Genomic DNA, 24029 nt, shown 5'->3' on the forward strand with positions numbered 1-24029 from the left:
CCTCACAACTTTTATAAAATGCTGTTTCATAAAATTCTTAATGAGATGCCGATCTGTTTTTTTTACCTGCGATTAGGTATGTTGTCAGCAATTCGGAGTATTTATAAAAAAGGATATCGAAATGAAATTGAAAAAAATTGCGACGCAAATGATTCTCGCATTGCCTCTGGCTACTCTGGCCTTTTCATCCGCAGCCATGGAGAAGGTGACGCTGAAATTAGCTCATAATCTTGATACCTCCCATATTGTGCATCAAACCTGGGCTCAAATGGCTAAGGATCTTGAAACCGAATCGGGCGGCAAAATGAAGCTGCGTATTTATCCTGGTGGCCAAATGGGCGGCCCACGCGAGACGCTGGAATTATTGCAGAATGGCGCGCTGGATATGACAAAAGCCATGGCAAATGAATTAGAAGCGTTTACCCCTGCCTATTCTATTTTCAGTCTGCCGTATTTATTCAAAAGCGATGCGCATTTCAAGGCGGTGATCCATGGTGCGGTAGGTAAAGAAATGATGGAAGAAATCAAACAAAAAGGTTTCTTCCCTGTCGCCGCATATGTGGGCGGAACCCGGAGTTTCTATGCTAAAAAAGCGATTCATTCTCCTGCGGATATGAAAGGAATGAAAATCCGCGTTATTACCACGCCGACAACCATTAAATTTATCGAACTGTTAGGCGCTTCGCCGGTGTCGATCCCCTTCGGTGAGGTCTATACCGCATTGCAGCAAGGCGTGATTGATGGCGCAGAAAATAACGAGCCCTCCTACGTTCAGACGCGTCATGTTGAAGTTGCGAAATTCTACTCGGATAACCAGCATTCTGCCGTACCCGACTATTTGATTGTGTCTAATAAGGCCTGGGCGCGTCTCAGTGATGAGCATAAAGCGGTGCTGGAAAAAGTATTTAGAAAATCTGAACAAAACCAAATGAAAGCCTGGGATGAATTGGTCCTGGAGTCTAAAAAAGAAGCAGAAAAGGCCAGCGCTACGTTTATTGAAGTTGATAAAGAGCCCTTCCGCGCGGCCTTACGTCCACTATACGACGAATTTAAAAACGATCCCGCTCGTGGTCCGTGGATCACAAAAGTAGAAGAAGTCGCAAAAGAAATTTCTCAATAAGGAACACATAAAGGCGGCAATGCCGCCTTTATTCAGGGAGTGTCCTATGGATATCGAAAAATATAAAAGGCCAATTGATCGCTTACTGGCGATGTTTTCCATTTTTGTCATGGTGATGTTAGTAGTTTGCGTCGTATGGCAGGTATTTAGTCGCTATGTTTTATCACAGCCAAGTACGTCGACGGACGAATTAGCGCGTTTCAGTATGATCTGGGTGGGCTTACTGGGCGCAGCATTTGCTGTGGGTAAACGCCGTCATTTGAGTATTGATTTATTCACTGCTGAACTCACAGGCATCCGGAAATTAATCAATCAGCTGTTTATTGATGGCTGCGTTTTTCTCTTCGCTGCCTGCGCAATGGTCTGGGGCGGAATGGCGCTTTTAATGAGTGTTTTTAAATCAGGTCAACTTTCGCCAGCACTGCAAATGCCCATGGCCTATGTCTATGTTGTGTTACCGATTAGCGGGCTACTGATATGTTGGTATAGCGCGTTGTATATGTTGGACACCCTTACCCGCCATGCAAATGCATCATCTTTACCAGAAATTGAAGGAGGAAAATCCTGATGGACTGGACGCTTACACTGGTTATGTTTGGCTCGTTTTTCCTGCTCGTTTTTGCTGGCGTACCTATCTCTTTCTCAATTGGACTCGCGACCCTTGCCGCGGGGGCGATGATGCTGCCGTTCGAAACTATCCTGACGGTTATCAGCCAGAAAATGGCTACCGGTCTCGACAGTTTTTCACTGTTGGCGATCCCGTTCTTTTTTCTCGCCGGGACACTGATGAATAGCGGCGGCATTGCACAACGTTTGATCAATTTATCTCAGGTATTAGTGGGCCGTGTACCCGGTTCGCTCGGCCATGTGAACGTAATGGCCAACATGATGTTTGGTTCTATTTCCGGCTCTGCTGTCGCTGCGGCAGTCGCGGTGGGTGGGACCATGGCACCAATGCAGAAAAAAGCGGGTTACGATCCGGCATATTCAGCGGCAATCAACGTGACTTCCTGTATTTCGGGGCTGTTGATTCCTCCTTCTAACGTTCTCATTATCTATGCGCTCACGGCGGGTGGTATTTCTGTCGCTACGCTCTTTATGGCAGGCTACGTACCAGGCATTTTGATGGGCCTGAGTGTGATGCTGGTTGCGGGCTTTATTGCAAAACGTCGTGGTTATCCGGTAACGGAACGTCCGACCCTGGGCCTGGTGTTACGGGTATTCTGGGAAGCGCTGCCCAGCCTGATGCTGGTCGTCGTTGTGATGGGCGGGATTTTAGGCGGTATTTTCACGGCGACCGAAGCCTCCGCAATTGCCGTTGTTTATACCTTTATTTTGTCAGTGGTGATTTATCGCCAGGTTAAACTGAAAGATCTCCCGGCTATTCTGTTGGATTCTGTTATTACTACGGCTATTGTTCTGCTGTTGATCGGCATTTCAGTAGGGATGTCCTGGGCAATGACCAATGCCGATATCCCTTACACCATCAGCGAAGGATTGATGGCGGTTTCTGATAATCCGATTGTTATTCTGCTGATCATTAACGTCATTCTGTTAATTGTCGGCATCTTTATGGATATGACTCCAGCAGTATTGATCTTTACCCCTATTTTCCTGCCTATCGTCAACGAGTTAGGCATGGATCCGGTACACTTTGGTATCATGATGGTATTCAATCTTTGCATTGGTCTATGTACGCCGCCGGTAGGAAGCGCGCTGTTTGTGGGCTGCTCAGTTTCCGGCGTCAAAATCCAGTCGCTGATTAAACCGATGTTGCCTTTCTTCGCGGTGCTGTTGGTTGCGCTGATGGCGGTGACGTTTATCCCATCCTTGAGCCTGGCTCTGCCGGGGATGTTTGGTCTGCGTTAATCGCGAGACATGCGCCCTGTTATAAAAAACGCCTGATGTAATGTGTCAGGCGTTTTTTTTATCTGCGTTAAATCGCTGGAATATTACGTCCGTAATAAATCTCGCGCATTTCTTTCCAGAGCATGTCAGTAATGTCTTTACGCTCTTGTTCAGTCAAATCTTCCGGCTTGGTGTGGAACATGTAGTGCTTCAGATCGAACTCTTTCAGCAGCATCTTGGTGTGGAAGATATTCTCCTGATACACATTCACATCCATCATGTCGTACAGCGCTTTCATATCTTCAGACATGAAGTTCTGAATCGAATTGATCTCATGGTCAATGAAGTGCTTCATGCCGTTGACGTCGCGGGTAAAGCCGCGCACGCGGTAATCAACGGTCACGATATCGGATTCCAGTTGATGGATCAGGTAGTTCAACGCGTTAAGCGGAGAGATCACCCCGCAGGTTGACACTTCAATATCCGCGCGGAAGGTGCACAGCCCGTTTTCCGGGTGGCTTTCCGGGTAGGTGTGGACGCAGATATGGCTTTTATCCAGGTGGGCCACCACCGCTTCGGGCAATGGGCCGGGGTGTTCGGTTTTATCGACCAGCTTCGGGTCGACGGGCTCTTCGCTGACCAGAATGGTCACGCTGGCACCCTGAGGCTCGTAATCCTGGCGCGCGATATTCAACACGTTCGCGCCGATGATGGAGCAGGTTTCCGTCAGGATCTCGGTGAGACGGTTTGCGTTATACAGTTCATCGATATAAGCGATGTAGCCATCGCGCTCTTCCGCCGTTTTGACGTAGCAAATATCGTAGATACAAAAACTCAGGCTTTTGGTCAGGTTATTAAAGCCATGCAGTTTAAGCTTTTTCAATTTTGTTCACCTCCTTAGGATGCCTGGCGAGCCAGCGCGTCGTTCAAGTATTGCGGCAGAGCGAAAGCGGCCGCGTGAATTGCCGGGTTATAGTAGCGGCAGGTTAAACCGGCGTCGGCAAAGCGCATCTGGATAGTTTTCAGATCGAGCTGGCGCAGCGCGGGGTTATCAGTGGCCCAGGCGAAAGTCATAATGCCGCCGTAGTAGGTCGGGATCGCTGCCTGGTAAAAACTCACGTCCCCAAAATAGTGGCTGAGTTTACGATGGCTGCCGACGGCTTCGTCCTGCTGTAAAAAGCAGACGCCGTTTTGCGCCACGAAAATCCCGCCCGGATTCAGCGCACGTTTACAGCCCTGATAAAATTCCGAGGTAAACAGGCTTTCGCCGGGTCCGACAGGGTCGGTGCAATCGGAAATAATCACATCGAAGGTTTGGGTGGTCTGATTGACGAAGTTAACGCCGTCGTCGATCACCAGCGTGAAACGCGGATCGTCATAGCTTCCGGCGTTATGGTTGGGTAGATACTGGCGGCAGAACGACACCACGCCCGCGTCGATTTCCACCATGGTGATGGTTTCGACGTTTTTATGGCGCGTTACTTCACGCAGCATTGCGCCATCGCCGCCGCCGATAATCAGCACGTGCTTTGCGTTGCCGTGTGCCAGCAGCGGTACGTGGGTCATCATTTCGTGATAGATGAACTCATCACGCTCGGTGGTTTGCACCACGCCGTCCAGCGCCATGATGCGGCCAAATGCGCGGTTCTCGAAAATGATCAGATCCTGGTGATCGGTCTTTTCGTGATACAACACATGATCAACGGCAAAGTATTGTCCAAACTGGTCGTGCAGCGTTTCCTGCCACACTTTTGCTTCGGCCATTGGCAGAACCCTCTTTCGTTAACATTCATGGAAAAATGGCGCAACATGATAGCTAACATCTTACTCTGATGCACGGTCAATATTTCATCAACGAAAGGTGGGAGAGACACGCAGCCTGAACGCCAGCAAGCTTCAGGCCGAACGGAGGGAATTATTTGACGTAGGCGAGCAGGCTGAGCGAATCGCGTGCCAGGGCTTTACATTTTTTGGCGGTGGGGATGGCGATGCCGCTGAGATCGCGGTAGCTGTCTTCGCCGAGCGCTTTCATATTGAAGCTATCGTAATTGCTGAGATCCCACTGGTTTTGCTGAGCGAAAAACACCAGCGCGCGTCGAATTTGGCCGTTGGGCAAGTTTTGATAGCCGCAGTCATTCTTCAAAAATACAAAAACCGCCGTAAGATCAGCCATATCTTCGGCTTCAGACTCACTTAATGCAAAGCTACTGGCGGAGAATCCGAGCAACCCACCGAGCAACACCAATCTGACCCACTTCATCATCGCGCCTGGAACTCCTCTCTGAAGTGAGAAAGTTAGCACAATTCCGTATTTCACGACGATCTTTATTATTATGCCGCAGGCTTGACCTTCCGCTTAGGGGAGGGTTTATGCTCAAAATTACGCCTGCGAACCATAAGGAAATCGACATGCATCGCCGCGACTTTTTAAAATATTCCGCCGTGCTGGGCGCAGCAAGCGCGTTACCGCTGTGGAGCCGCTTTGCCCTCGCCGCCGATCGTCCCGCTTTACCTATTCCTAATCTGTTATCTGCTGATGCCGAGAGCCGCATCCGCCTGACCATTCAGGCGGGGCAGACGCTGTTTAACGGTAAAGCGGCGGCCACCTGGGGCTATAACGGCAACCTGCTCGGCCCGGCGCTCCAGTTGCGCCAGGGAAAGGCCGTCACTGTCAATATTCATAACACCCTGGCGGAAGAAACCACGCTGCACTGGCATGGTCTGGAAGTGCCCGGCGAAGTAGACGGCGGCCCGCAGGGCGTAATCAAACCCGGCGAAACCCGCACCGTCTCTTTTACGCCGCAGCAGCGCGCCGCCACCTGCTGGTTCCACCCGCATCAACACGGCAAAACCGGGCATCAGGTGGCGATGGGGCTGGCGGGTCTGGTGCTGATTGAAGATAACGATAGCCGCCTGTTGCGTCTGCCGCAGCAGTGGGGCATTGATGACGTTCCGCTGATTATCCAGGACAAACGCTTCGGGGCCGACGGCCAGATCGATTATCAGCTGGATGTAATGAGCGCCGCCGTAGGCTGGTTTGGCGACACGCTGCTGTGTAACGGCGCGGCGTATCCGCAACATGCCGCGCCGCGCGGCTGGCTGCGCCTGCGCTTGCTGAACGGCTGTAACGCCCGTTCGTTGAATATCGCCGCCAGCGATGGTCGCCCGCTGTATGTGGTCGCCAGCGATGGCGGCTTTCTGGCCGAGCCGGTTAAAGTCACCGAACTGCCGATGATCATGGGCGAGCGTTTTGAAGTACTGGTAGAAAACCGCGACAACACGCCGTTCGATATCGTAACGCTGCCGGTGAAACAGATCGGCATGACTGTCGCGCCGTTTGATAAGCCGGTGCCGGTGGTGCGCATTCAGCCGCTGGTAGTGACCGCATCCGGCGAACTGCCTGACAAGCTGGTCGACATGCCCGCGATACCTGACAGCGCCAATGCTAAAGAACGCTGGCTACAGCTGATGATGGACCCGATGCTCGACATGATGGGGATGCAGGCGCTGGAGCAAAAATACGGCAAACAGGCGCTGGCCGGCATGGGCATGCACCACGGTATGGAGGGCCACGGCAAGATGAACCATGGCGGCATGGGCCACCAGAATATGGATTTCCACCATGCCAATAAAATTAACGGGCTGGCGTTTGATATGGCCAAACCGGCATTTGCCGCCCAGCGCGGGCAGTATGAGCGCTGGACCATTTCCGGGGAGGGCGACATGATGATGCATCCGTTCCACATCCACGGCACTCAGTTCCGCATCCTAAGTGAAAACGGCAAACCGCCAGCCGCTCATCGCGCGGGCTGGAAAGATACCGTCTGGGTAGAAGGCGCGCGCAGCGAGGTGCTGGTGCGTTTCGATCATCCGGCGTCGGCGGAGCAGGCCTATATGGCGCACTGCCATCTGCTGGAGCATGAGGATACCGGCATGATGCTGGGCTTTACCGTCGCGTAAAACAAAAAAGGCCGCGAATGATTCGCGGCCTTGCTGTTTAACGCTGAGGATTACTTCGCGTCATCCGGCAACGCGAAGGCAACAATGTAGTCGCCCATCTTCGTGCCGAACGAGCCGTGACCCCCGGCGGAAATCACCACGTACTGCTTACCGTTAACCTCATAGGTCATCGGCGTAGCCTGGCCACCCGCAGGCAGCCGGCCTTCCCACAGTTTTTCACCGTTTGTCATGTTGTAGGCGCGCAGATAGTTATCTGCGGTTGCGCCAACAAACAGTACGTTACCAGCGGTGGAGATCGGCCCGCCGAGCATCGGCATCCCGAGGTTAAACGGCAGCGGGAATGGCAGCGAGAACGGCAGGCTGTCGCGCGGCGTCCCGATACGTTTTTTCCACACCACTTCGTTGGTTTTCAGATCCAGTGCGGAGATGTAACCCCATGCCGGTTGCTTACACGGCAGACCAAACGGCGACAGGAACGGGTTCAGGGTGACGCCATACGGCACGCCGTACTGGGGCTGAATCCCGGTTTCCTGACCGCTGGCGGCATGCGGAGTTTCCGGTGGCTCCATCGGGTTATCCGGGCCGCGCGGCATCAGTTTCGACACGAACGGCAGGGCGATCGGGTTGGCAATCGCCACCTGACGGCTCGGATCGACGGAAATACCGCCCCACTCAAACATCCCCAGGTTACCCGGGAATACCAGCGTGCCTTGCTCAGACGGCGGGGTGAAGATCCCTTCGTAGCGCAGCTGATGGAACATCACGCGGCACACCAGCTGGTCGAACATGGTCGCGCCCCACATGTCCGCCCCGCTCAGATCTTTGGTCGGACGGAAGCTCAGCTCAGAGAACGGCTGGGTCGGGGAGAGGCGGTCGCCTTTCGCCGGGCCCTGTGGCACCGGTTTTTCCGGAGCCGGAACCACCAGTTTGCCGTCACGACGGTCCAGCACGAAGATATTGCCGGTTTTCGCCGGCGCATAAATCACCGGAACCACATTGCCGTTTTTGTCGGTAATGTCCGCCAGCGTCGGCTGGGAAGGCATATCCATATCCCACAGATCGTGGTGGACGGTCTGATAAGCCCAGGCCAGCTTACCGGTGGAGGCATTAAGCGCCACAATCGAGCTGGCGTAACGCTCCTGCTCTTCGGTACGGTTGCCGCCCCAGATATCCGGCGTGGTGACGCCCATCGGCAGATAGACCAGGTCCAGCTGCGCATCGTAGGCTGCAGGCGCCCAGGAGTTCGGGGAGTTCAGGGAGAAATGATGCTCATCCGACGGGATCGCATTCGGGTCTTTGGCACCCGGATCGAACGCCCAGACCAGATCGCCGGTATTGACATCGAAACCACGGATCACGCCTGACGGCTCGCGGGTCGAGTAGTTATCGGTCACCGCGCCGGCGATCACGATAATTTTATCGGTCACGATCGGCGGCGACGTCGGCTCATACATGCCCGGCGTGGTCACCGGCTGGTTGGTTTGCAGATTGAGAATGCCTTTGTTGGCAAAGGATTCACACAGCTTGCCGTTATCGGCGTTGATGGCAAACAGGCGGCCATCGTTAACCGGCAGAATGATACGGCGCGGACAATCGGCCACTACGTCCGGGCTGGCGCTGTCGGCGCGCGCTTCATGGTAAGAGACGCCGCGACAGGTCACGTGCTGGAACGACGGATTGGCGTTCAGCTGCGGGTCGAAGTGCCATTTCTCTTTCCCGGTGGCCGCATCCAGTGCGAACAGACGCTGGTGCGCGCTGCACAGGTATAGCGTATCGCCCACTTTAATCGGCGTCACTTCGTTGGTGATTTCGCCCGGGTCGGTGGGCAATTTCACATCACGGGTCTGGAAGGTCCAGGCTTCTTTCAGCTCATGAACGTTATCCGCGTTAATCTGCTTAAGCGGAGAGAAGCGTTGCCCTTCCTGGTTACGGCCGTATGCAGGCCAGTCGCCGTCCGGGATCGCCGGAGCAGTGGTGGTGGCTGCCGCCGCATCGGTTTTCAGGGTGCCGTCGATCTCTTGCGGATCGTTGAAAATGGCCCATCCGAGAATACCGGCGGTGATAATCAGCGTCACCATCATTGAGGGGAGAGCAGGGCGCGAGATCACCGGCAGTTTTCGCCAGACAAACGGCAGGATCAGCCAGATGCCGAAGAACACCAGGATATCGCAGCGCGGGGTCAATGCCCAGAAGTCGAAGCCGACTTCCCAGATTGACCACAGCATGGTCGCGAGCAGCAGCGCCGCATACAGCCAGAGCGCCGACTGTTTACCGCGCCACAGCAGCCAGGCAACGCCAAGCATCACCAGGCCCGCAATCGGGTAGTACCAGGAACCGCCTAATGTGACTAACCACACCCCGCCAATCAATAAATACAGCCCGCACAGAACTGCGAACAGGGCTGTTAACACCACAATTAGTGATGATTGTTTATGTTTTATTTCCGCCATAATCACACTCGTAATATTTTAGTAGCAAGTAATTATAGTTATTAACATGTGTGATCTTAATCACAAAAAGAGCTTTTTTTCAGAATAGGTCCCGACGCGCTAATTACTGTTATACTGCCTGCCTTACGAATTAGTGCTGGTGAAATAAACGCCAGTATTTAATGATTTAGTTCTTAAATCATATGGTTAGCGATATGAAACATACTGTTGAAGTGATGATCTCCGAAGCGGAGATTAAAGCGCGTATTGTCGAACTTGGGCGTCAGATTACTGAACGCTACCGCGACAGCGGAAGTGAGATGGTGCTGGTGGGCCTGTTGCGCGGTTCGTTTATGTTTATGGCCGATTTGTGTCGTGAAGTGCAGGTTGGGCATGAGGTCGATTTTATGACCGCATCAAGCTACGGCAGCGGCATGTCCACGACTCGCGATGTGAAAATCTTAAAAGATCTGGATGAAGATATTCGCGGCAAAGATGTGCTGATCGTGGAAGACATCATCGACTCCGGCAACACCCTGTCGAAAGTGCGCGAGATTTTAAGCCTGCGCGAGCCGAAATCCTTGGCGATCTGCACCCTGCTGGACAAGCCGTCGCGTCGCGAAGTGGATGTGAAAGTAGAGTTTATCGGCTTCTCTATTCCCGATGAATTCGTGGTGGGGTACGGCATCGACTATGCCCAGCGCTACCGCCATCTGCCCTACATCGGCAAAGTCGTTCTGCTGGACGAGTAAACAAAGGGGCCGCGGCCCCTTTAGTGTTATTTATGGCTGGTATGCGTCTGCGTTAAGTTGCAGATGCCGTTGCGATAACGCTGTTCCAGCGTTTCGCGGCTGGTGGCGGTCACGTCCAGGTCGCGCAGCAGACCGTCGTGAATACCGTAGGCCCAACCGTGGATCGTGACTTTCTGTCCGCGTTTCCACGCAGATTGCATGATGGTGGAGTGCCCAAGGTTGTACACTTGTTCCATCACGTTTAGCTCGCACAGCGTATCCAGACGGCGTTCCTGCGGGATCTCGCCCAGCAGGGAGCTGTGTTTGAACCAGATATCACGGATATGCAGCAGCCAGTTGTTGATCAGGCCCAATTCCGGATTTTCAACCGCGGCCTGGACACCGCCGCAGCCGTAGTGCCCACAAATAATAATGTGTTCAACTTCAAGGACATCCACCGCATACTGCACCACTGACAGGCAGTTGAGATCGGTATGGATCACCAGGTTGGCAACGTTACGGTGAACAAACAGTTCACCCGGCTCAAGGCCAGTTAAGCGTTCGGCGGGAACGCGGCTATCGGAGCAGCCGATCCACAGAAAGCGCGGTTTTTGCGCTTGAGAAAGGCGTTCAAAGAAACCAGGATCTTCTTTCACCAGCATTTTGGACCAGTGAGCGTTATTGCTGATGAGTGCGTCAATGTCTTTCATTTAGGTTAACAACCTGTAACCGTGGGATTGCGTTGATGTAATATAAGGCAACTCAATTATTTTTTAAACACCATAACTTTTGTGCGATACAAGGTAACTGTATATCCATGACAATTGCATTGGAACTGGAAGGATTAAAAAAAACCTATCCCGGCGGCGTGAAAGCCTTACGCGGCATCGACTTACAGGTAGAGGCGGGGGATTTCTACGCCCTGCTCGGGCCGAACGGTGCCGGTAAATCTACCACTATAGGGATAGTGAGTTCGCTGGTGAACAAGACGTCAGGCCGCGTGAGGGTGTTTGGTTATGACCTCGAAAAAGACGTGGTCAACGCCAAGCGCCAGCTGGGCCTGGTGCCGCAGGAGTTCAACTTCAACCCGTTCGAGACGGTGCAGCAGATCGTTGTCAACCAGGCGGGCTACTACGGCGTCGAGCGCAAAGATGCGATTGAACGCAGCGAAAAATACCTCAACCAGCTCGATCTGTGGGAAAAACGCAACGAACGTGCGCGGATGCTGTCCGGTGGGATGAAACGTCGGTTGATGATCGCCCGTGCCCTGATGCACGAGCCGAAACTGCTGATCCTCGACGAACCGACCGCCGGGGTGGACATCGAGCTGCGCCGCTCAATGTGGGGATTCCTGAAGGATCTCAACGACAAAGGCACCACCATCATTCTCACCACCCACTATCTGGAAGAGGCGGAAATGCTGTGCCGCAATATCGGCATTATCCAGCGCGGTGAGCTGGTGGAAAACACCTCAATGAAGTCACTGTTGTCCAAGCTGAAATCAGAGACGTTTATTCTCGATTTAGCGCCGCGCAGCCCGCTGCCGAAGCTGGAAGGCTATCAGTATCGCCTGGTGGACACCTCGACGCTGGAAGTGGAAGTGCTGCGCGAGCAGGGCATTAACAGCGTCTTTAACCAACTGACCGCACAGGGTATTCAGATCCTGAGTATGCGTAATAAAGCCAACCGCCTGGAAGAGTTGTTCGTGACTCTGGTGAACGAAAAGCAAGGAGACCACGCATGATGCAGCTGTATTGGGTGGCGCTGAAAAGTATCTGGACCAAAGAGATCCACCGTTTTATGCGCATCTGGATCCAGACCCTGGTTCCGCCCGTCATCACCATGACGCTCTATTTTATTATTTTCGGTAACCTGATTGGCTCGCGCATCGGCGAAATGCATGGCTTTACCTATATGCAATTTATCGTGCCGGGGCTGATTATGATGGCGGTGATCACCAACGCTTACGCCAACGTGGCGTCGTCGTTTTTTAGCGCCAAATTCCAGCGCAATATTGAAGAGCTGCTGGTGGCACCGGTGCCGACCCATGTGATCATTATTGGTTATGTCGGCGGCGGCGTGGCGCGCGGATTATGTGTTGGCATCCTGGTGACCGCGATTTCGCTGTTTTTTGTGCCGTTTCAGGTGCATTCATGGTTGTTTGTCGGCATTACGCTGCTGTTTACCGCGATCCTGTTCTCGTTAGCCGGGCTGCTGAACGCCGTGTTCGCCACCACTTTTGATGACATCAGCCTGATCCCCACCTTCGTGCTAACGCCGCTAACCTATCTGGGCGGGGTGTTCTATTCCCTGACGCTGCTGCCGCCGTTCTGGCAGGCGCTGTCACACCTCAACCCCATTGTGTATATGATCAGCGGGTTCCGCTACGGCTTCCTGGGCATTAACGATGTGCCGCTCGGCTTCACCCTGGGCGTGCTGGTGGTGTTTATCCTCGCGTTTTATCTTCTCTGCTGGTATTTAATCCAGCGCGGACGCGGCTTGCGCACATAAACGCGTAACTTTTTATCGTAAAACGAGGCCTTCATATGAGGGCCTTTTATTTTCCCATGATTCGTATCACAACAGCGGTTCGTCACTTCGCTAAACTACCCCCTTTGGATAAGGAGCTGCGAATGCTGGGATGGGTCATCGCCTGTCATGACGACAAGGCGCAATGCATAATGGAACAACTGGAAAAACGCTTTGGTCATATTCCCCAGTGCCGGGTGGTGAATTACTGGCACGGCATCGGCACCAATATGCTCAGCCGTATGATGTGCGATGCGCTGCACCATGCAGATTCCGGAGACGGCGTAATTTTTCTTACCGACTGCAACGGTGGCGCGCCGTATCGGGTAGCCGCGTTGATGAGCCACAAACACGATAATTGTGAAGTGATTTCCGGTGTAACTCTCAATCTTCTTACCGAGCTTTATCCGCTGCGCTTTTGCTTAAGCAGCCGCGCGTTCCGCCATACCATCGTCGAGCGCGGTGGCGAGAGCGTCAGTAGTCTCTGGCACCAGCAACAAAAAAATCCGCCGTTTGTGTTACTGCACCACGCCTGACAGACGGTTTACCGCTTGGTGTAAAAGGCACTTTTTGTCAAAATAAGCGCAAATTCTTTTGCCGCTGCGATCCCCTATGCTGACACGCCTTATTTTTTGCTTTGTGCTGATGTTTACCGCACCGGCCGGAGCGATCCTGGTTAATCCGACCTTTAATCCGCCGCGCTATATGCAGACCACGGAAGACGCAGCTATCTGGGCGCATATTGGCAACCGTGTCATCTCCGTGGGCCGAATTGAACAGGGCCAGGTGCTGGCGGTGGTGCCGACCGCAGCCGATTACTATGAATTTAGCTTTGGGTTTGGTACCGGGTTTATTGATAAGCGGCACCTCAAACCGACGCAGGGCAAACCGCGGATTCAGGACCGGCTGGGCGATCTCAATAAGCCGCTCAGCAACCAGAACCTGCTTACCTGGCAGGCCGTCACGCTGTATAACGAACCCGACAATAAAAGCGAACCGCTGGGCGTGCTGGCCGAGAACCTGCGCTATCCGATTATTTCCAAACTTAAAGACCGGCTTAACCAGACCTGGTTCCAGATCCGCATCGGCAACCGGCTGGCATGGGTCAGCAGCCTGGAGGCGCAGGAAGATAACGGCATTCCGGTGCTGACTTATCACCATATTCTGCGCGATGAAGAGAACACCCGTTTTCGCCATACCTCTACCACCACCTCGGTACGCGCCTTCAGCAACCAGATGACCTGGCTGCGCGATATGGGCTACACCACGCTTTCCCTGTATCAGTTGGAAGGCTACGTAAAGAACCGGATCAATTTGCCCGCCCGCGCGGTGGCGATTACCTTTGACGATGGCCTGAAGTCGGTATCACGCTACGCGTATCCGGTGCTGAAGCAGTACGGCTTTAGCGCCACGGCGTTTATTATTTCTTCACGCATCAAGCGGCATCCGCAAAAATGGGACCCAAAATCCCTGCAGTTTATGAGCATCTCCGAGCTGCAATCCATCCAGGACGTGTTTGATGTGCAGTCCCATACCCACTTTTTGCATCGCATCGACGGCCTGCGCCATCCGATCCTGCTAAGCCGCAGCTATCACAATATCCTGTTTGATTTTGAGCGTTCGCGCCGGGCGCTGGCGCAGTTCAATCCGCACGTGCTGTATCTTTCGTATCCGTTTGGCGGTTACGACCAGAAGGCGGTTAAAGCGGCCCATGACGCGGGGTTTCAGTTAGCGGTAACCACGGTGAAAGGGAAGGTGAAGCCGGGGGACAACCCGTATTTGCTGAAGCGGCTGTATATTCTGAGAACCGATTCGCTGGAGGATATGGCGCGGACGATCAGTAATCAGCCGCAGGGGTAATAGCGCCCGCGAACGGGCGCGAAAAAATCAGGCGACCTGAACCGGAACCGCTTTGGCGGTGCGTTTCATCTCGTTGTCGCCGTCAAAGTACGCCACTTTTGGCTGCCAGCTGCGGGCCTGCTCATCCGGCATGGTGACGTAGCTGGCGATAATTAAAATATCGCCCACATCGGCGCAGTGCGCCGCCGCCCCGTTAACGGAAATGATTTTCGAACCGCGCTCACCGGAAATGGCGTAGGTAGAAAAACGCTTACCGTTGGTCACGTTATAAATATCGATGGCTTCGTATTCCAGAATGCCAGCTGCTTCAAGAAAATCCTGATCAATGGCGCAGGAACCTTCATAGTGCAAGTCTGCCTGAGTCACTTTGACGCGATGCAGTTTGCCCTGCAACATTGTACGAATCATAAATTTAACCCTGTTAACACCAACACTGTCAGAGCGGGGCATCCCCGCTCCAGGAATTTTACCCGGGCAGTATTGCCCGTTTTATAATCGCTGTCTATCCCCGCTCCGTTACGCCAGGTCGACCGTCAGATTATCAATCAAACGCGCCTGGCCGAGCCATGCCGCCATTAGCACCACGGCGCGCTGGCTTTGCGGCGTCAGCTCCAGCAGGGTATCGGCATCGCGGATCTGTAATTCATCACTGCGAAAGCCTTTTTCGTTCAGCTCCAGCGCGGCGGCTGCCAGAATCTCTTCCACGTTGCGCTCGCCAGCCTTTAGTTTTTCGCCGATGCCGTTCATCACTTTGCTCAGCCCCGGCGCGATTTTACGCTGATCGCTGGTGAGATAGCCATTGCGCGAGCTAAGCGCCAGGCCGTCTTTGGCCCGCACGGTCGGCACGCCGACAATTTCGATGTCGTAGCTCATATCGGCGACCATTTTTCGGATCAGCGCCAGCTGCTGGTAATCCTTCTCGCCGAAGCAGGCGATATCCGGCTGCACCAGGTTAAACAGCTTGCTGACCACGGTGGAGACGCCGCGGAAATGCCCCGGACGGCTTGCGCCTTCCAGGATGGTGGAGATACCCGGCACGTCAACATAGGTTTGTTCGCCCATGCCGCGCGGGTAGACTTCTTCCGGCGTCGGAGAAAAGACGAACTCCACGCCACGGCGGTTCAGCTTTTCGCAATCTTCCTGCAGGGTACGCGGATAGCGCGCCAGATCGTCCGGGCGATCGAACTGCATCGGATTAACGAAAATACTGACCACCACCACATCGGCGCGCGCTTTCGCTTCATCAACCAGCTTCATATGACCGTCATGAAGGTTTCCCATCGTCGGCACCAGCGCAATCCGTTTGCCTTCAAGGCGCAGACGGCGAATCTGCTGGCGCAGCATCAATACGGTTTCAATAATCAGCACAACCCATACTCCTGTCAGTGGAAACTGTGTTCTTCGCCCGGATAAACCCCGGACTCGACCTCAGTAATATACTGGCGCACGGCGGCACGCATGTCGCCCGCGTCGGCAAGGAAATTTTTCGCAAATTTCGGGATATGGCCGCCGGTGATGCCGAAGGCGTCGTGCATGACCAGGATTTGCCCGTCGGTCACGTTGCCCGCGCCGATGCCGATCACCGGGATGCGTAACGCCTCGGTGACGCGCTGCGCCAGCTCAACCGGCACGCACTCCAGCACCAGCAGCTGCGCTCCGGCGGCTTCCAGCGCCAGCGCGTCGTCCAGCAGCGTTTGCGCGGCGGCTTCATCGCGGCCCTGCACTTTATAGCCGCCAAAGATATTCACCGACTGCGGCGTCAGGCCCAGATGGCCGCACACCGGCACGGCGCGTTCGGTCAGCATCCGCACGGTATCCACTAACCAACGGCCTCCTTCGATTTTCACCATGTTGGCCCCGGCGCGCATCACTACGCTGGCGTTGGCGAAGGTCTGTTCCGGCGTGGCGTAGGCCATAAACGGCAGGTCGGCCAGCAGCAGGCAGTTCGGCGCGCCGCGGCGTACTGCGCGGGTGTGATAGGCAATATCGTCAACGGTGACGGGCAGGGTGGAATCATGCCCCTGTACCGTCATTCCCAGCGAGTCGCCTACCAGCATTACGCCAATGCCTTCGTCGGCAAACAGTTTTGCGAAGCTAAAATCATAAGCCGTGATGGTGGCGAATTTCTGGCCGCTGGCCTTGAGACGTAAGAGCTGGGCAATGGTGGTTGGTTTCATGGCTGTCCCCTGAACTGAAAATGGCGAACAGTGTAAACGATAGTTTTCAGGCTGAGTAGCCAGGGAACAAGGGGCAGACAATTACCAGCGGGAAATGCCGGAAGGATCAAGATTTGCCAGCAGATCGGACAGTTTATCACCGTCCGGGAAGCGTAAATCCGGGGCGATTTGCGCCAGCGGCAACAGCATAAAGGCGCGATTTTTCATGTCGTAATGGGGAACGGTCAGGCGGGGGGTGTCGATCTGCATTTCGCCAAACAGCATGATATCCAGATCAAGCGTACGCGGCCCCCAGCGGTGGGCTTTGCGCTCGCGCCCCTGCTGTAGCTCGATGCGCTGAGTGTGATCCAGCAGCGCTTCCGGGGCCAGCGCGGTCTCCAGCGCCACCGCGGCGTTGAGATAATCAGGCTGGTCCTGCGGGCCGAGCGGCGGGGTGCGATAAAAGTCGGAAACCGCGACGAGCTGGCTTTCGGGGATCTCAGCCAGCGCCGCCAGGGCAGCATTCACTTGTTCAAGCGGGGACGCAAGGTTGCTGCCGATAGCCAGATAAACGCGGGTCACGCATTGCCCTCACGGCGCGGCGCACGACGGCGTGGGCGGCGAGGACGGCGGCGTGCCGCCGGTTCATCATCCAGATCGTTAAGCATATCTTTCTGGGCAGGCGGCGCGGAAACCTGGAACTCGCCCCACCAGCGGGCCAGACGCTGCAATTCGGCGTTGTTTTCCGCTTCAGCGCGCAGTTCCAGCAGGTCGTAGGCGGCGCGGAATTTTGGATGCTCCATCAGCTTCCAGGCGCGTTTACCCTGACGACGCGACATGCGCAGCTGCAGCTGCCAGATATCGCGGATTAGCGCGGTGATGCGTTTCGGGATCGCCAGCGAACGGCAAGCTTCATCAAGCACATCGTTCATCGCCAGCGCGAAAGCGTCGTTCCAGCTCAGGCCGCTTTCCTGGGCGATTTTTTGTGCGGTTTCAATTTGCGGATACCAGAACAGCGCGGCGAACAGGAACGCCGGGTTAACGCGCATATCGTTGTGAATGCGGGTATCGGTGTTCTTCAGCACCTGCGCGATGATGCGCTCCATTGGGCTGTCGCCCTGTTCGGTAAAGAAACGGGTGATGGTCGGGAACAGCGGCTGGAACAGCGAATACTCGCGCAGCAGCAGATAGGTGTTGTAGCCGTAGCCCATCTGCAACAGCTTTAACGCCTCTTCAAACAGGCGCGCGGGCGGCACATCGTTTAACAGCGTCGCCAGGCGCGGGATCGGTTCGCCGGTTTCCGGGCTAATCTGCATATCCAGACGGGCGGCGAAACGCACCGCGCGCAGCATGCGCACCGGATCTTCACGGTAGCGGGTTTCCGGATCGCCAATCAGACGGATGATGCCGAGCTTTAAGTCCTGCAACCCGCCGACGTAATCGCGCACGGTAAAATCCGCCACGCTGTAATACAGGCTGTTGATGGTGAAATCACGGCGCTGGGCGTCTTCTTCGATGGAGCCGAAAATGTTGTCGCGCAGCAGCATGCCATTCTGGCCGCGTTGGGAAATGGCGCGATCGCTGACATTTTCTTCATGATGGCCGCGAAAGGTCGCCACTTCGATAATTTCCGGGCCGAACATCACGTGCGCCAGGCGGAAACGGCGGCCCACCAGGCGGCAGTTGCGGAACAGTTTGCGGACCTGATCCGGCGTGGCGTTGGTGGTCACGTCGAAATCTTTGGGTTTTTTGCCCAGCAACAGATCGCGCACGCCACCGCCGACCAGCCACGCTTCATAGCCCGCTTTATTCAGGCGGTACATCACCTTGAGGGCGTTTTCACTGATATCTTTGCGGGAAATAGCGTGCTGTTCGCGCGGGATGACGGTAATGGTGGGCTGGCTGACGATATCGTCAACCTCGCTTTCCTCGCGATTTAACACCTTGCGGCAAAAATTAGCGACTCGGGTAAAAATGGTGCACCTCGGTAGTGTGTCAGACTCTGGACAAAAAATAGCGGCTAATCATAGCTCAGCGCAACGCATTTGAGAATGCTGGATTCACGGGTATGCGTTGGGGAGACCAGTTAATCGCCGCTTCGCGCAGTAGCGCCTCGGTAGATAAATCCCGCCAGTGCTCTGTTACAGGCTGGTTCAAAAACTGCAAAGCGGCAACCAGCATCGGTTTTGGATCGCCCTGCGGCAGGGCAGGAGCGTGGTTCTGTTTCGACAGTTTATTGCCGTCGGCGTTGAGCGCCAGCGGCAGATGGAACCAGGCGGGCGGCTGCCAGCCGAACTGATGATACAGCGACACCTGGCGCACCGTGGGCTCAATCAAATCCGCGCCGCGTACGATTTCGCTAACGCCCTGGAAATGATCGTCCACCACCACCGCCAGGTTATAAGCGAACAGCCCGTCGCGGCGATGAATAATGAAATCCTCCCGCGCCAGCGCCGGGTCGGCGACAATCTCGCCGCGCAGCCGGTCGGTAAAACTCATCACCGGCTGGGTCTGGCGTAACCGCACGGCGGCGTTCTCCGGGCCGTGTTGCAGGTCGCGGCAGTGGCCGTCGTAAATCCCGCCGATCTGCTGAATGCGGCTGCGGGTGCAGGTGCAGTAATAGCTGCGCTGATGTTCGCGCAGCCAGGCCAGCGCCTCGCGGTAGGCATCATGGCGCGCGGACTGGTACAGCACCTCGCCGTCCCAGTGCAGGCCGTAATGTTCAAGCTGGCGTAAAATGGTGTCGGCAGCGCCGGGCACTTCGCGCGGCGGGTCGATATCTTCGATACGCACCAGCCACACGCCGTGTTGCGCGCGGGCCTGCAAATAGCTGCCCAGCGCGGCGATCAGCGAGCCGAAGTGGAGTTCACCAGAAGGAGAAGGGGCAAAACGCCCGATATAAGCTGTGGACATAGCGCTAAAAAACAAGGCGGGAGAGACCCGCCTTTGTTATTAATGGATAGGGGCTGTGCTTAGCCAGCCATCTGTTTTTCGCGGATTTCAGCCAGCGTCTTGCAGTCGATGCACAGGTCCGCGGTCGGACGTGCTTCAAGACGACGAATGCCGATTTCCACTCCACATGATTCGCAGAAGCCGAAGTCTTCGTCTTCCACTTTTTTGAGAGTCTTCTCGATTTTCTTGATCAGTTTACGCTCACGGTCGCGGTTACGCAGTTCGAGGCTGAACTCTTCTTCCTGGGCGGCACGATCGACCGGATCCGGGAAGTTAGCCGCTTCATCCTGCATATGCGTAACGGTGCGATCGACTTCATCCCTAAGTTGATTACGCCATGCTTCAAGAATGCGCTTGAAGTGTGCCAGCTGGGCTTCATTCATATACTCTTCGCCCGGCTTCTCTTGATACGGCTCCACCCCAGCGATGGCGAGAATACTCAGGGACGATGTTTTACGTTTTTGCCCTTCTTGCATGTTGCTTCTCCTTAACACGCACTATCGATCCCCTTGTCGGGGGAAAAATCAGGCCGCTATAAATAGCAGAAGCTTTTCGGGATAGCAATTGTATAAACGTTACACTTGACAACCCTGTGAGGAAAAGCGTATTTGCGCATGCGCCTGAAACAATAATGACTCAAACGGTTAACCGGCATTACAAACAGACCGGTACGGGTATCGTTAATTGCATTTTCTCGGCGGTTAACGTCGCCTTCCAGGCAACGATTTCCACCCCTTTTTGCTGTGCTTCACTGAGCAACATTGCGTATCGGGGGTCGATGTGGCGCGCCGGAGAGACCCGCTCAATCGCCGAATGCAATACGGCGAATAACAGGACGGCGCGTTCGCCGTTCTCCACCACACTCATCAATTCACGCAGGTGCTTTTGACCCCGCACCGTCACGGCGTCGGGAAAATACCCTTGCGAATTATCCGATAACGTCACTGATTTCACTTCAATATAGCAGTTAACCTTGCAACCTGCCTGTAACATGAAATCAATACGGCTGCGCTCTGCGCCGTACTTAACTTCGCTTAAGACCGTGGGATATTCAGAAAATTCCCCCAGCTGATTTTCCTGGATCGCCTCTTTCACCAGTTGGTTGGCGCGCAGGGTGTTGACGCAGATGAAATGCCCCTGCTGAGTCTGGGTAAGCTCCCAGGTGTGCGGATACTTACGCGTCAGATTGGGCGATGTGGAATACCAGACCGTATCGCCGGGCGTGGCGCAGCCGGTCATCGCGCCGGTATTCGGGCAGTGTAGCGTCAGCAGCGCGCCTTCGGGCGTCACCACATCGGCCAGAAATCGTTTGTAACGCTTAATCAGCGTGGCGGGCTGCAACGGGGGAGAAAACTCCATAATCGGTCCTTTTTATTCCAGCGACCAGCGCGCCAGCGGCTGGTATTGAGTGCGTCCCTGGCTGAACTGCGATGAGTAAAGCACAAATTCCGTCACCGGAAAGGTCCAGTGAAAGCCTGGCGCGGGGATAGCGACCTGATGCGCGGCGTTACGCAGCAGCGTCACGTGCGGATGAAACGGCTGCGGGCTTTGATAACAGCCGCTACGCGCGGCCTGGGCGCGCAATAGATTCGCCAACTGCAATAACCCGCGCGGCGGCTGGCGGCTACCCAGCCACACCACCCGCGAGCGCGGCCAGTGCCCGGCATCGTCCAGCGTCAGGGTAAACGCAGGCTGCTGAATCCGCCCGGCCAGCGTCATCAGCGTTTGTTGTTTTTGGTCGCTGATTTCGCCTAAAAATGCCAGCGTCAGATGAAGATTCGCCGCCGCGATGGGGCGGCCCGCCTCCGGGGCGAACTGCGCGGCGCGCCACTGGATCACCTGCTGTTGGATCGGCGCGGGTATCTCAAGGGCAAAAAATAGCCGTTTGGGCTCAGACATGGCAGTTCTCGGTAATGGTTTGTGGGGATGCTACAATGCGCCCGTTTTAATGTTAACCCTTTTGATGTGAACCCCAGGGAGCTCGCTGTGTCCTCATTGCCGGTCGCCGCCGTTTTACCCCGTCTGCTCGATGCCCTGCAATCCGCCCCGCAGGTGCTGCTCAGTGCCCCCACCGGCGCGGGCAAATCCACCTGGCTACCGCTACAGCTGCTGAAGGCGGCGCATCTCAACGGCAAAATTCTCCTGCTCGAGCCCCGGCGTCTGGCGGCGCGCAATGTCGCCCAGCGGCTGGCGGAGTTGCTTGATGAAGCGCCTGGCGAGACCGTGGGCTACCGGATGCGCGGTGAAACCTGCGTCGGGCCGAAAACGCGTCTTGAAGTGGTGACCGAAGGGATTTTGACGCGCCTGATCCAGCAGGACCCGGAGCTGACCGGCATCAGTCTGGTGATCCTTGATGAATTTCACGAGCGTAGTCTACAGGCCGATCTGGCGCTGGCGCTGCTGCTGGACGTGCAGCAGGGGCTGCGCGACGATCTTAAACTGCTGATTATGTCCGCCACCCTCGACAATGCCCGTCTGGAAGCGCTGCTTCCCGGTGCGCCGGTGGTGGCGTCGCAGGGGCGCGCATTCCCGGTGGAGCGGCGCTGGCAGCCGTTACCCAGCCAGTTGCGTAGCGAAGAGGCGATTGCCGCGGCCACGGCGCAGCTGCTGCGCGAAGAAGCCGGCTCGTTGCTGCTGTTTTTGCCCGGCGAGTCCGAAATCCAGCGGGTGCAGGAACAGCTTGCTGAACGCGTTGCGCGCGATGTACTGCTGTGCCCGCTGTACGGCGCGCTGCCGCTGAGCGAGCAGCGTAAAGCGATCCTCCCCGCGCCCGCCGGGTTACGCAAAGTGGTGCTGGCGACCAATATCGCCGAAACCAGTCTAACCATCGAAGGGATTCGCCTGGTGGTGGACAGCACCCTGGAGCGGGTGGCGCGCTTTGATCCGCGCAGCGGCCTGACGCGGCTCATCACTCAGCGGGTCAGCCAGGCGTCGATGATCCAGCGCGCCGGTCGCGCCGGACGGCTGGAGCCGGGCATCTGCCTGCATCTCACCGCCAAAGAGCAGGGCGAGCGCGCTGCCGCTCAGGCGGACCCGGAAATCCTGCAAAGCGATCTCAGCGGATTGTGGCTGGAGTTGTTGCAGTGGGGCTGCCAGGATGTGGCGCAGCTAAACTGGCTGGACACGCCGCCCGACGTCAATCTCGCCGCCGCCCGCGCGTTACTCGAACAGTTAGGCGCAATAAAGGAAGGGCGATTAACCGCGCGCGGCCAGCAGATGGCGAAATTCGGCAACGATCCCCGGCTGGCGGCGATGCTGGCGGCGGCGGAATCCGCCGATGAGAAAGCCACCGCCGCCTGGCTTGCCGCGCTGCTCGAAGAGCCGCCGCGCACCGGCAGCAGCGATTTAGCCAGCCTGTTTTCGCGCAGCCAGCAAAACTGGCAGAGCCGTAGCCAACAGCTGCTGAAGCGCATGGATAGCCGGGGCGGCGCGCGGGATATCACGCTTGCACCGCACCTGCTCGCTATCGCGTTTAGCGACCGCATCGCCCGGCGGCGCGGGCTGGACGGACGTTACCAGCTCGCCAACGGCATGGGGGCGCGTCTCGACCCTGACGATGCGCTGACCCGCCACGAATGGCTGATCGCGCCGCTGCTGTTACAGGGCAGCCATTCACCAGACGCGCGCATTTTGCAGGCGCTGGCGCTGGATATTGACGCGCTGATCGCCCGGAGCCCGCAGCTGCTGCGCCAGCAGGACAGCGTGGAGTGGGACGAAGCGCAGGGGACGCTGAAAGCGTTTCGCCGCCAGCAAATCGGCCAATTGGTAGTAAAAAACCAGCTGCTGGCACGTCCGTCGGAAGAAGAGTTACATCAGGCGTTGCTCAACGGCATTCGTGAAAAAGGGCTGGCGGTGCTGAACTGGAGCCCGCAAGCCGAGCAATTGCGGCTACGCTTACACTGCGCCGCGCAATGGCTACCAGAATATCCCTGGCCGGATGTTTCAGATTCGGCACTTTTGGCTACACTTGAGCGCTGGCTGCTGCCGCAACTCGGCGGCGTGCATTCGCTGCGCGCCTTGCAGAACGTCGATTTAAGCGCGGCGCTCGGCAATCTGCTTGAGTGGTCGCAGCGCCAACGTCTGGATAGTGCGTTGCCAACTCATTACACTGTGCCCACCGGAAGCCGGATAGCCGTGCGCTATCATCAGGAAAATCCACCGGCGCTGGCGGTGCGGATGCAGGAAATGTTCGGCGAGGCAGCAACGCCAGCGATTGCCGAAGGGCGTATTCCGCTGACGCTGGAGCTGCTGTCGCCCGCCCAGCGCCCGCTGCAAATCACCCGTGATTTGAGCGCGTTCTGGAAAGGATCGTACCGGGAAGTACAAAAAGAGATGAAGGGGCGTTATCCAAAACACGTCTGGCCGGACGACCCTGCCAGCGCGTTGCCGACGCGGCGCACCAAAAAGCATCAGTCGTAAACAGATGCGGTACTTTTGAGAGATT

Annotated in this window: 24 protein-coding genes; 10 read left to right on the plus strand and 14 right to left on the minus strand. The window is 55.9% G+C overall.

The window, feature by feature from the left end:
- Positions 1 to 121: 121 nt before the first annotated feature.
- The 3 genes from FND52_RS14460 to FND52_RS14470 are packed head-to-tail and all read left to right on the plus strand — an operon-like array spanning position 122 to position 2989.
- Entirely contained in the window at positions 122 to 1120 is a 999-nt protein-coding gene (locus tag FND52_RS14460; protein ID WP_144131509.1) for a TRAP transporter substrate-binding protein, read from the plus strand.
- Between the two features lie 46 nt (positions 1121 to 1166).
- Positions 1167 to 1688: a TRAP transporter small permease gene (locus FND52_RS14465; RefSeq protein ID WP_125293643.1), complete on the plus strand. Its 522-nt coding sequence runs from the start codon at positions 1167 to 1169 to the stop codon at positions 1686 to 1688.
- Positions 1688 to 2989, plus strand: coding sequence for a TRAP transporter large permease (locus FND52_RS14470; RefSeq protein WP_125293642.1), 1302 nt, complete (start codon positions 1688 to 1690; stop codon positions 2987 to 2989). Before FND52_RS14465 ends, FND52_RS14470 begins: the two co-directional genes overlap by 1 nt.
- Positions 2990 to 3056: 67 nt before the next feature.
- Here the strand turns inward: FND52_RS14470 and speD are convergent, their stop codons facing one another.
- The 3 genes from speD to FND52_RS14485 all read right to left on the minus strand — a co-directional run bounded on the left by speD (position 3057) and on the right by FND52_RS14485 (position 5231).
- Entirely contained in the window at positions 3057 to 3851 is a 795-nt protein-coding gene (gene speD / locus FND52_RS14475; RefSeq protein WP_125293641.1) for an adenosylmethionine decarboxylase, read from the minus strand.
- Positions 3852 to 3865: 14 nt separating this feature from the next.
- Positions 3866 to 4732 carry a polyamine aminopropyltransferase gene (gene speE, locus FND52_RS14480; RefSeq protein WP_144131511.1) on the minus strand — a complete coding sequence of 289 codons (867 nt, stop codon included), beginning with the start codon at positions 4730 to 4732 and terminating at the stop codon, positions 3866 to 3868.
- Between the two features lie 151 nt (positions 4733 to 4883).
- Positions 4884 to 5231: a YacC family pilotin-like protein gene (locus FND52_RS14485; RefSeq protein WP_125293639.1), complete on the minus strand. Its 348-nt coding sequence runs from the start codon at positions 5229 to 5231 to the stop codon at positions 4884 to 4886.
- 146 nt (positions 5232 to 5377) lie between these two features.
- Here FND52_RS14485 and cueO point away from each other — a divergent pair, with 146 nt between their 5' ends.
- Positions 5378 to 6928, plus strand: coding sequence for a multicopper oxidase CueO (gene cueO, locus FND52_RS14490; RefSeq protein ID WP_144131579.1), 1551 nt, complete (start codon positions 5378 to 5380; stop codon positions 6926 to 6928).
- 50 nt (positions 6929 to 6978) lie between these two features.
- Here cueO and FND52_RS14495 read toward each other — a convergent pair whose 3' ends face one another.
- Positions 6979 to 9378 (minus strand): glucose/quinate/shikimate family membrane-bound PQQ-dependent dehydrogenase, encoded by a 2400-nt coding sequence (locus tag FND52_RS14495; protein ID WP_144131513.1) that lies wholly within the window; start codon positions 9376 to 9378, stop codon positions 6979 to 6981.
- A gap of 194 nt (positions 9379 to 9572) precedes the next feature.
- On the opposite strand from FND52_RS14495, the gene hpt reads away from it, so the two are divergent.
- On the plus strand, positions 9573 to 10109 hold the full coding sequence (hpt, locus tag FND52_RS14500; RefSeq protein ID WP_167509364.1) for a hypoxanthine phosphoribosyltransferase: 537 nt from the start codon (positions 9573 to 9575) through the stop codon (positions 10107 to 10109).
- A 26-nt stretch (positions 10110 to 10135) separates the two neighbouring features.
- On the opposite strand, the gene can is transcribed toward hpt, so the two are convergent.
- Positions 10136 to 10798, minus strand: a complete 663-nt coding sequence (gene can / locus FND52_RS14505; protein WP_125293636.1) for a carbonate dehydratase — start codon at positions 10796 to 10798, stop codon at positions 10136 to 10138.
- Positions 10799 to 10905: 107 nt separating this feature from the next.
- Here can and FND52_RS14510 point away from each other — a divergent pair, with 107 nt between their 5' ends.
- The 4 genes from FND52_RS14510 to FND52_RS14525 all read left to right on the plus strand — a co-directional run bounded on the left by FND52_RS14510 (position 10906) and on the right by FND52_RS14525 (position 14477).
- Positions 10906 to 11832: an ABC transporter ATP-binding protein gene (locus FND52_RS14510; protein WP_125293635.1), complete on the plus strand. Its 927-nt coding sequence runs from the start codon at positions 10906 to 10908 to the stop codon at positions 11830 to 11832.
- Positions 11829 to 12599 (plus strand): ABC transporter permease, encoded by a 771-nt coding sequence (locus FND52_RS14515; protein ID WP_125293634.1) that lies wholly within the window; start codon positions 11829 to 11831, stop codon positions 12597 to 12599. Before FND52_RS14510 ends, FND52_RS14515 begins: the two co-directional genes overlap by 4 nt.
- A 122-nt stretch (positions 12600 to 12721) precedes the next feature.
- A complete protein-coding gene (locus tag FND52_RS14520; protein ID WP_144131515.1) occupies positions 12722 to 13153 on the plus strand; it encodes a PTS sugar transporter subunit IIA in 432 nt (143 codons plus the stop codon).
- A gap of 109 nt (positions 13154 to 13262) precedes the next feature.
- The gene (locus FND52_RS14525) at positions 13263 to 14477 is read left to right on the plus strand and encodes a polysaccharide deacetylase family protein (protein WP_244290576.1); all 1215 of its coding nucleotides are present in this window, start codon (positions 13263 to 13265) and stop codon (positions 14475 to 14477) included.
- Between the two features lie 27 nt (positions 14478 to 14504).
- Here the strand turns inward: FND52_RS14525 and panD are convergent, their stop codons facing one another.
- The 9 genes from panD to thpR form a co-directional block, all read right to left on the minus strand.
- A complete protein-coding gene (gene panD / locus FND52_RS14530) occupies positions 14505 to 14885 on the minus strand; it encodes an aspartate 1-decarboxylase (RefSeq protein ID WP_002436899.1) in 381 nt (126 codons plus the stop codon).
- A gap of 108 nt (positions 14886 to 14993) precedes the next feature.
- Positions 14994 to 15845: a pantoate--beta-alanine ligase gene (gene panC / locus FND52_RS14535; RefSeq protein ID WP_144131517.1), complete on the minus strand. Its 852-nt coding sequence runs from the start codon at positions 15843 to 15845 to the stop codon at positions 14994 to 14996.
- A gap of 14 nt (positions 15846 to 15859) precedes the next feature.
- Positions 15860 to 16654, minus strand: coding sequence for a 3-methyl-2-oxobutanoate hydroxymethyltransferase (gene panB, locus FND52_RS14540; RefSeq protein WP_125293630.1), 795 nt, complete (start codon positions 16652 to 16654; stop codon positions 15860 to 15862).
- An 81-nt stretch (positions 16655 to 16735) separates the two neighbouring features.
- Complete coding sequence (gene folK / locus FND52_RS14545; protein WP_125293629.1) at positions 16736 to 17215, minus strand: 2-amino-4-hydroxy-6-hydroxymethyldihydropteridine diphosphokinase; 480 nt, start codon at positions 17213 to 17215, stop codon at positions 16736 to 16738.
- On the minus strand, positions 17212 to 18609 hold the full coding sequence (gene pcnB / locus FND52_RS14550) for a polynucleotide adenylyltransferase PcnB (RefSeq protein ID WP_208737509.1): 1398 nt from the start codon (positions 18607 to 18609) through the stop codon (positions 17212 to 17214). Before pcnB ends, folK begins: the two co-directional genes overlap by 4 nt.
- A gap of 55 nt (positions 18610 to 18664) precedes the next feature.
- A complete protein-coding gene (gene gluQRS, locus FND52_RS14555; protein ID WP_144131521.1) occupies positions 18665 to 19546 on the minus strand; it encodes a tRNA glutamyl-Q(34) synthetase GluQRS in 882 nt (293 codons plus the stop codon).
- A 59-nt stretch (positions 19547 to 19605) separates the two neighbouring features.
- Positions 19606 to 20061, minus strand: coding sequence for an RNA polymerase-binding protein DksA (gene dksA / locus FND52_RS14560; RefSeq protein ID WP_002436912.1), 456 nt, complete (start codon positions 20059 to 20061; stop codon positions 19606 to 19608).
- 178 nt (positions 20062 to 20239) lie between these two features.
- On the minus strand, positions 20240 to 20944 hold the full coding sequence (gene sfsA / locus FND52_RS14565) for a DNA/RNA nuclease SfsA (RefSeq protein WP_125293626.1): 705 nt from the start codon (positions 20942 to 20944) through the stop codon (positions 20240 to 20242).
- Positions 20945 to 20956: 12 nt separating this feature from the next.
- Positions 20957 to 21484 (minus strand): RNA 2',3'-cyclic phosphodiesterase, encoded by a 528-nt coding sequence (gene thpR / locus FND52_RS14570; protein WP_125293625.1) that lies wholly within the window; start codon positions 21482 to 21484, stop codon positions 20957 to 20959.
- Between the two features lie 87 nt (positions 21485 to 21571).
- Between thpR and hrpB the strand changes: the two genes are divergently transcribed.
- Positions 21572 to 24004: an ATP-dependent helicase HrpB gene (gene hrpB, locus FND52_RS14575; protein WP_144131523.1), complete on the plus strand. Its 2433-nt coding sequence runs from the start codon at positions 21572 to 21574 to the stop codon at positions 24002 to 24004.
- Positions 24005 to 24029 lie beyond the last annotated feature (25 nt).

It is taken from the genome of Atlantibacter subterraneus (assembly GCF_007570865.1).
GTDB lineage: Bacteria > Pseudomonadota > Gammaproteobacteria > Enterobacterales > Enterobacteriaceae > Atlantibacter > Atlantibacter subterraneus.

Coding starts and splice junctions, on each gene's coding strand:
- gluQRS (WP_144131521.1), bottom strand. CDS start 19,546: ATGTCCACAGCTTATATCGGGCGTTTTGCCCCTTCTCCTTCTGGTGAA.
- can (WP_125293636.1), bottom strand. CDS start 10,798: ATGAAAGACATTGACGCACTCATCAGCAATAACGCTCACTGGTCCAAA.
- FND52_RS14525 (WP_244290576.1), top strand. CDS start 13,263: ATGTTTACCGCACCGGCCGGAGCGATCCTGGTTAATCCGACCTTTAAT.
- thpR (WP_125293625.1), bottom strand. CDS start 21,484: ATGTCTGAGCCCAAACGGCTATTTTTTGCCCTTGAGATACCCGCGCCG.
- FND52_RS14470 (WP_125293642.1), top strand. CDS start 1,688: ATGGACTGGACGCTTACACTGGTTATGTTTGGCTCGTTTTTCCTGCTC.
- dksA (WP_002436912.1), bottom strand. CDS start 20,061: ATGCAAGAAGGGCAAAAACGTAAAACATCGTCCCTGAGTATTCTCGCC.
- panD (WP_002436899.1), bottom strand. CDS start 14,885: ATGATTCGTACAATGTTGCAGGGCAAACTGCATCGCGTCAAAGTGACT.
- FND52_RS14460 (WP_144131509.1), top strand. CDS start 122: ATGAAATTGAAAAAAATTGCGACGCAAATGATTCTCGCATTGCCTCTG.
- FND52_RS14520 (WP_144131515.1), top strand. CDS start 12,722: ATGCTGGGATGGGTCATCGCCTGTCATGACGACAAGGCGCAATGCATA.
- FND52_RS14515 (WP_125293634.1), top strand. CDS start 11,829: ATGATGCAGCTGTATTGGGTGGCGCTGAAAAGTATCTGGACCAAAGAG.
- speE (WP_144131511.1), bottom strand. CDS start 4,732: ATGGCCGAAGCAAAAGTGTGGCAGGAAACGCTGCACGACCAGTTTGGA.
- cueO (WP_144131579.1), top strand. CDS start 5,378: ATGCATCGCCGCGACTTTTTAAAATATTCCGCCGTGCTGGGCGCAGCA.
- FND52_RS14485 (WP_125293639.1), bottom strand. CDS start 5,231: ATGATGAAGTGGGTCAGATTGGTGTTGCTCGGTGGGTTGCTCGGATTC.
- FND52_RS14465 (WP_125293643.1), top strand. CDS start 1,167: ATGGATATCGAAAAATATAAAAGGCCAATTGATCGCTTACTGGCGATG.
- panB (WP_125293630.1), bottom strand. CDS start 16,654: ATGAAACCAACCACCATTGCCCAGCTCTTACGTCTCAAGGCCAGCGGC.
- FND52_RS14495 (WP_144131513.1), bottom strand. CDS start 9,378: ATGGCGGAAATAAAACATAAACAATCATCACTAATTGTGGTGTTAACA.
- sfsA (WP_125293626.1), bottom strand. CDS start 20,944: ATGGAGTTTTCTCCCCCGTTGCAGCCCGCCACGCTGATTAAGCGTTAC.
- FND52_RS14510 (WP_125293635.1), top strand. CDS start 10,906: ATGACAATTGCATTGGAACTGGAAGGATTAAAAAAAACCTATCCCGGC.
- hpt (WP_167509364.1), top strand. CDS start 9,573: ATGAAACATACTGTTGAAGTGATGATCTCCGAAGCGGAGATTAAAGCG.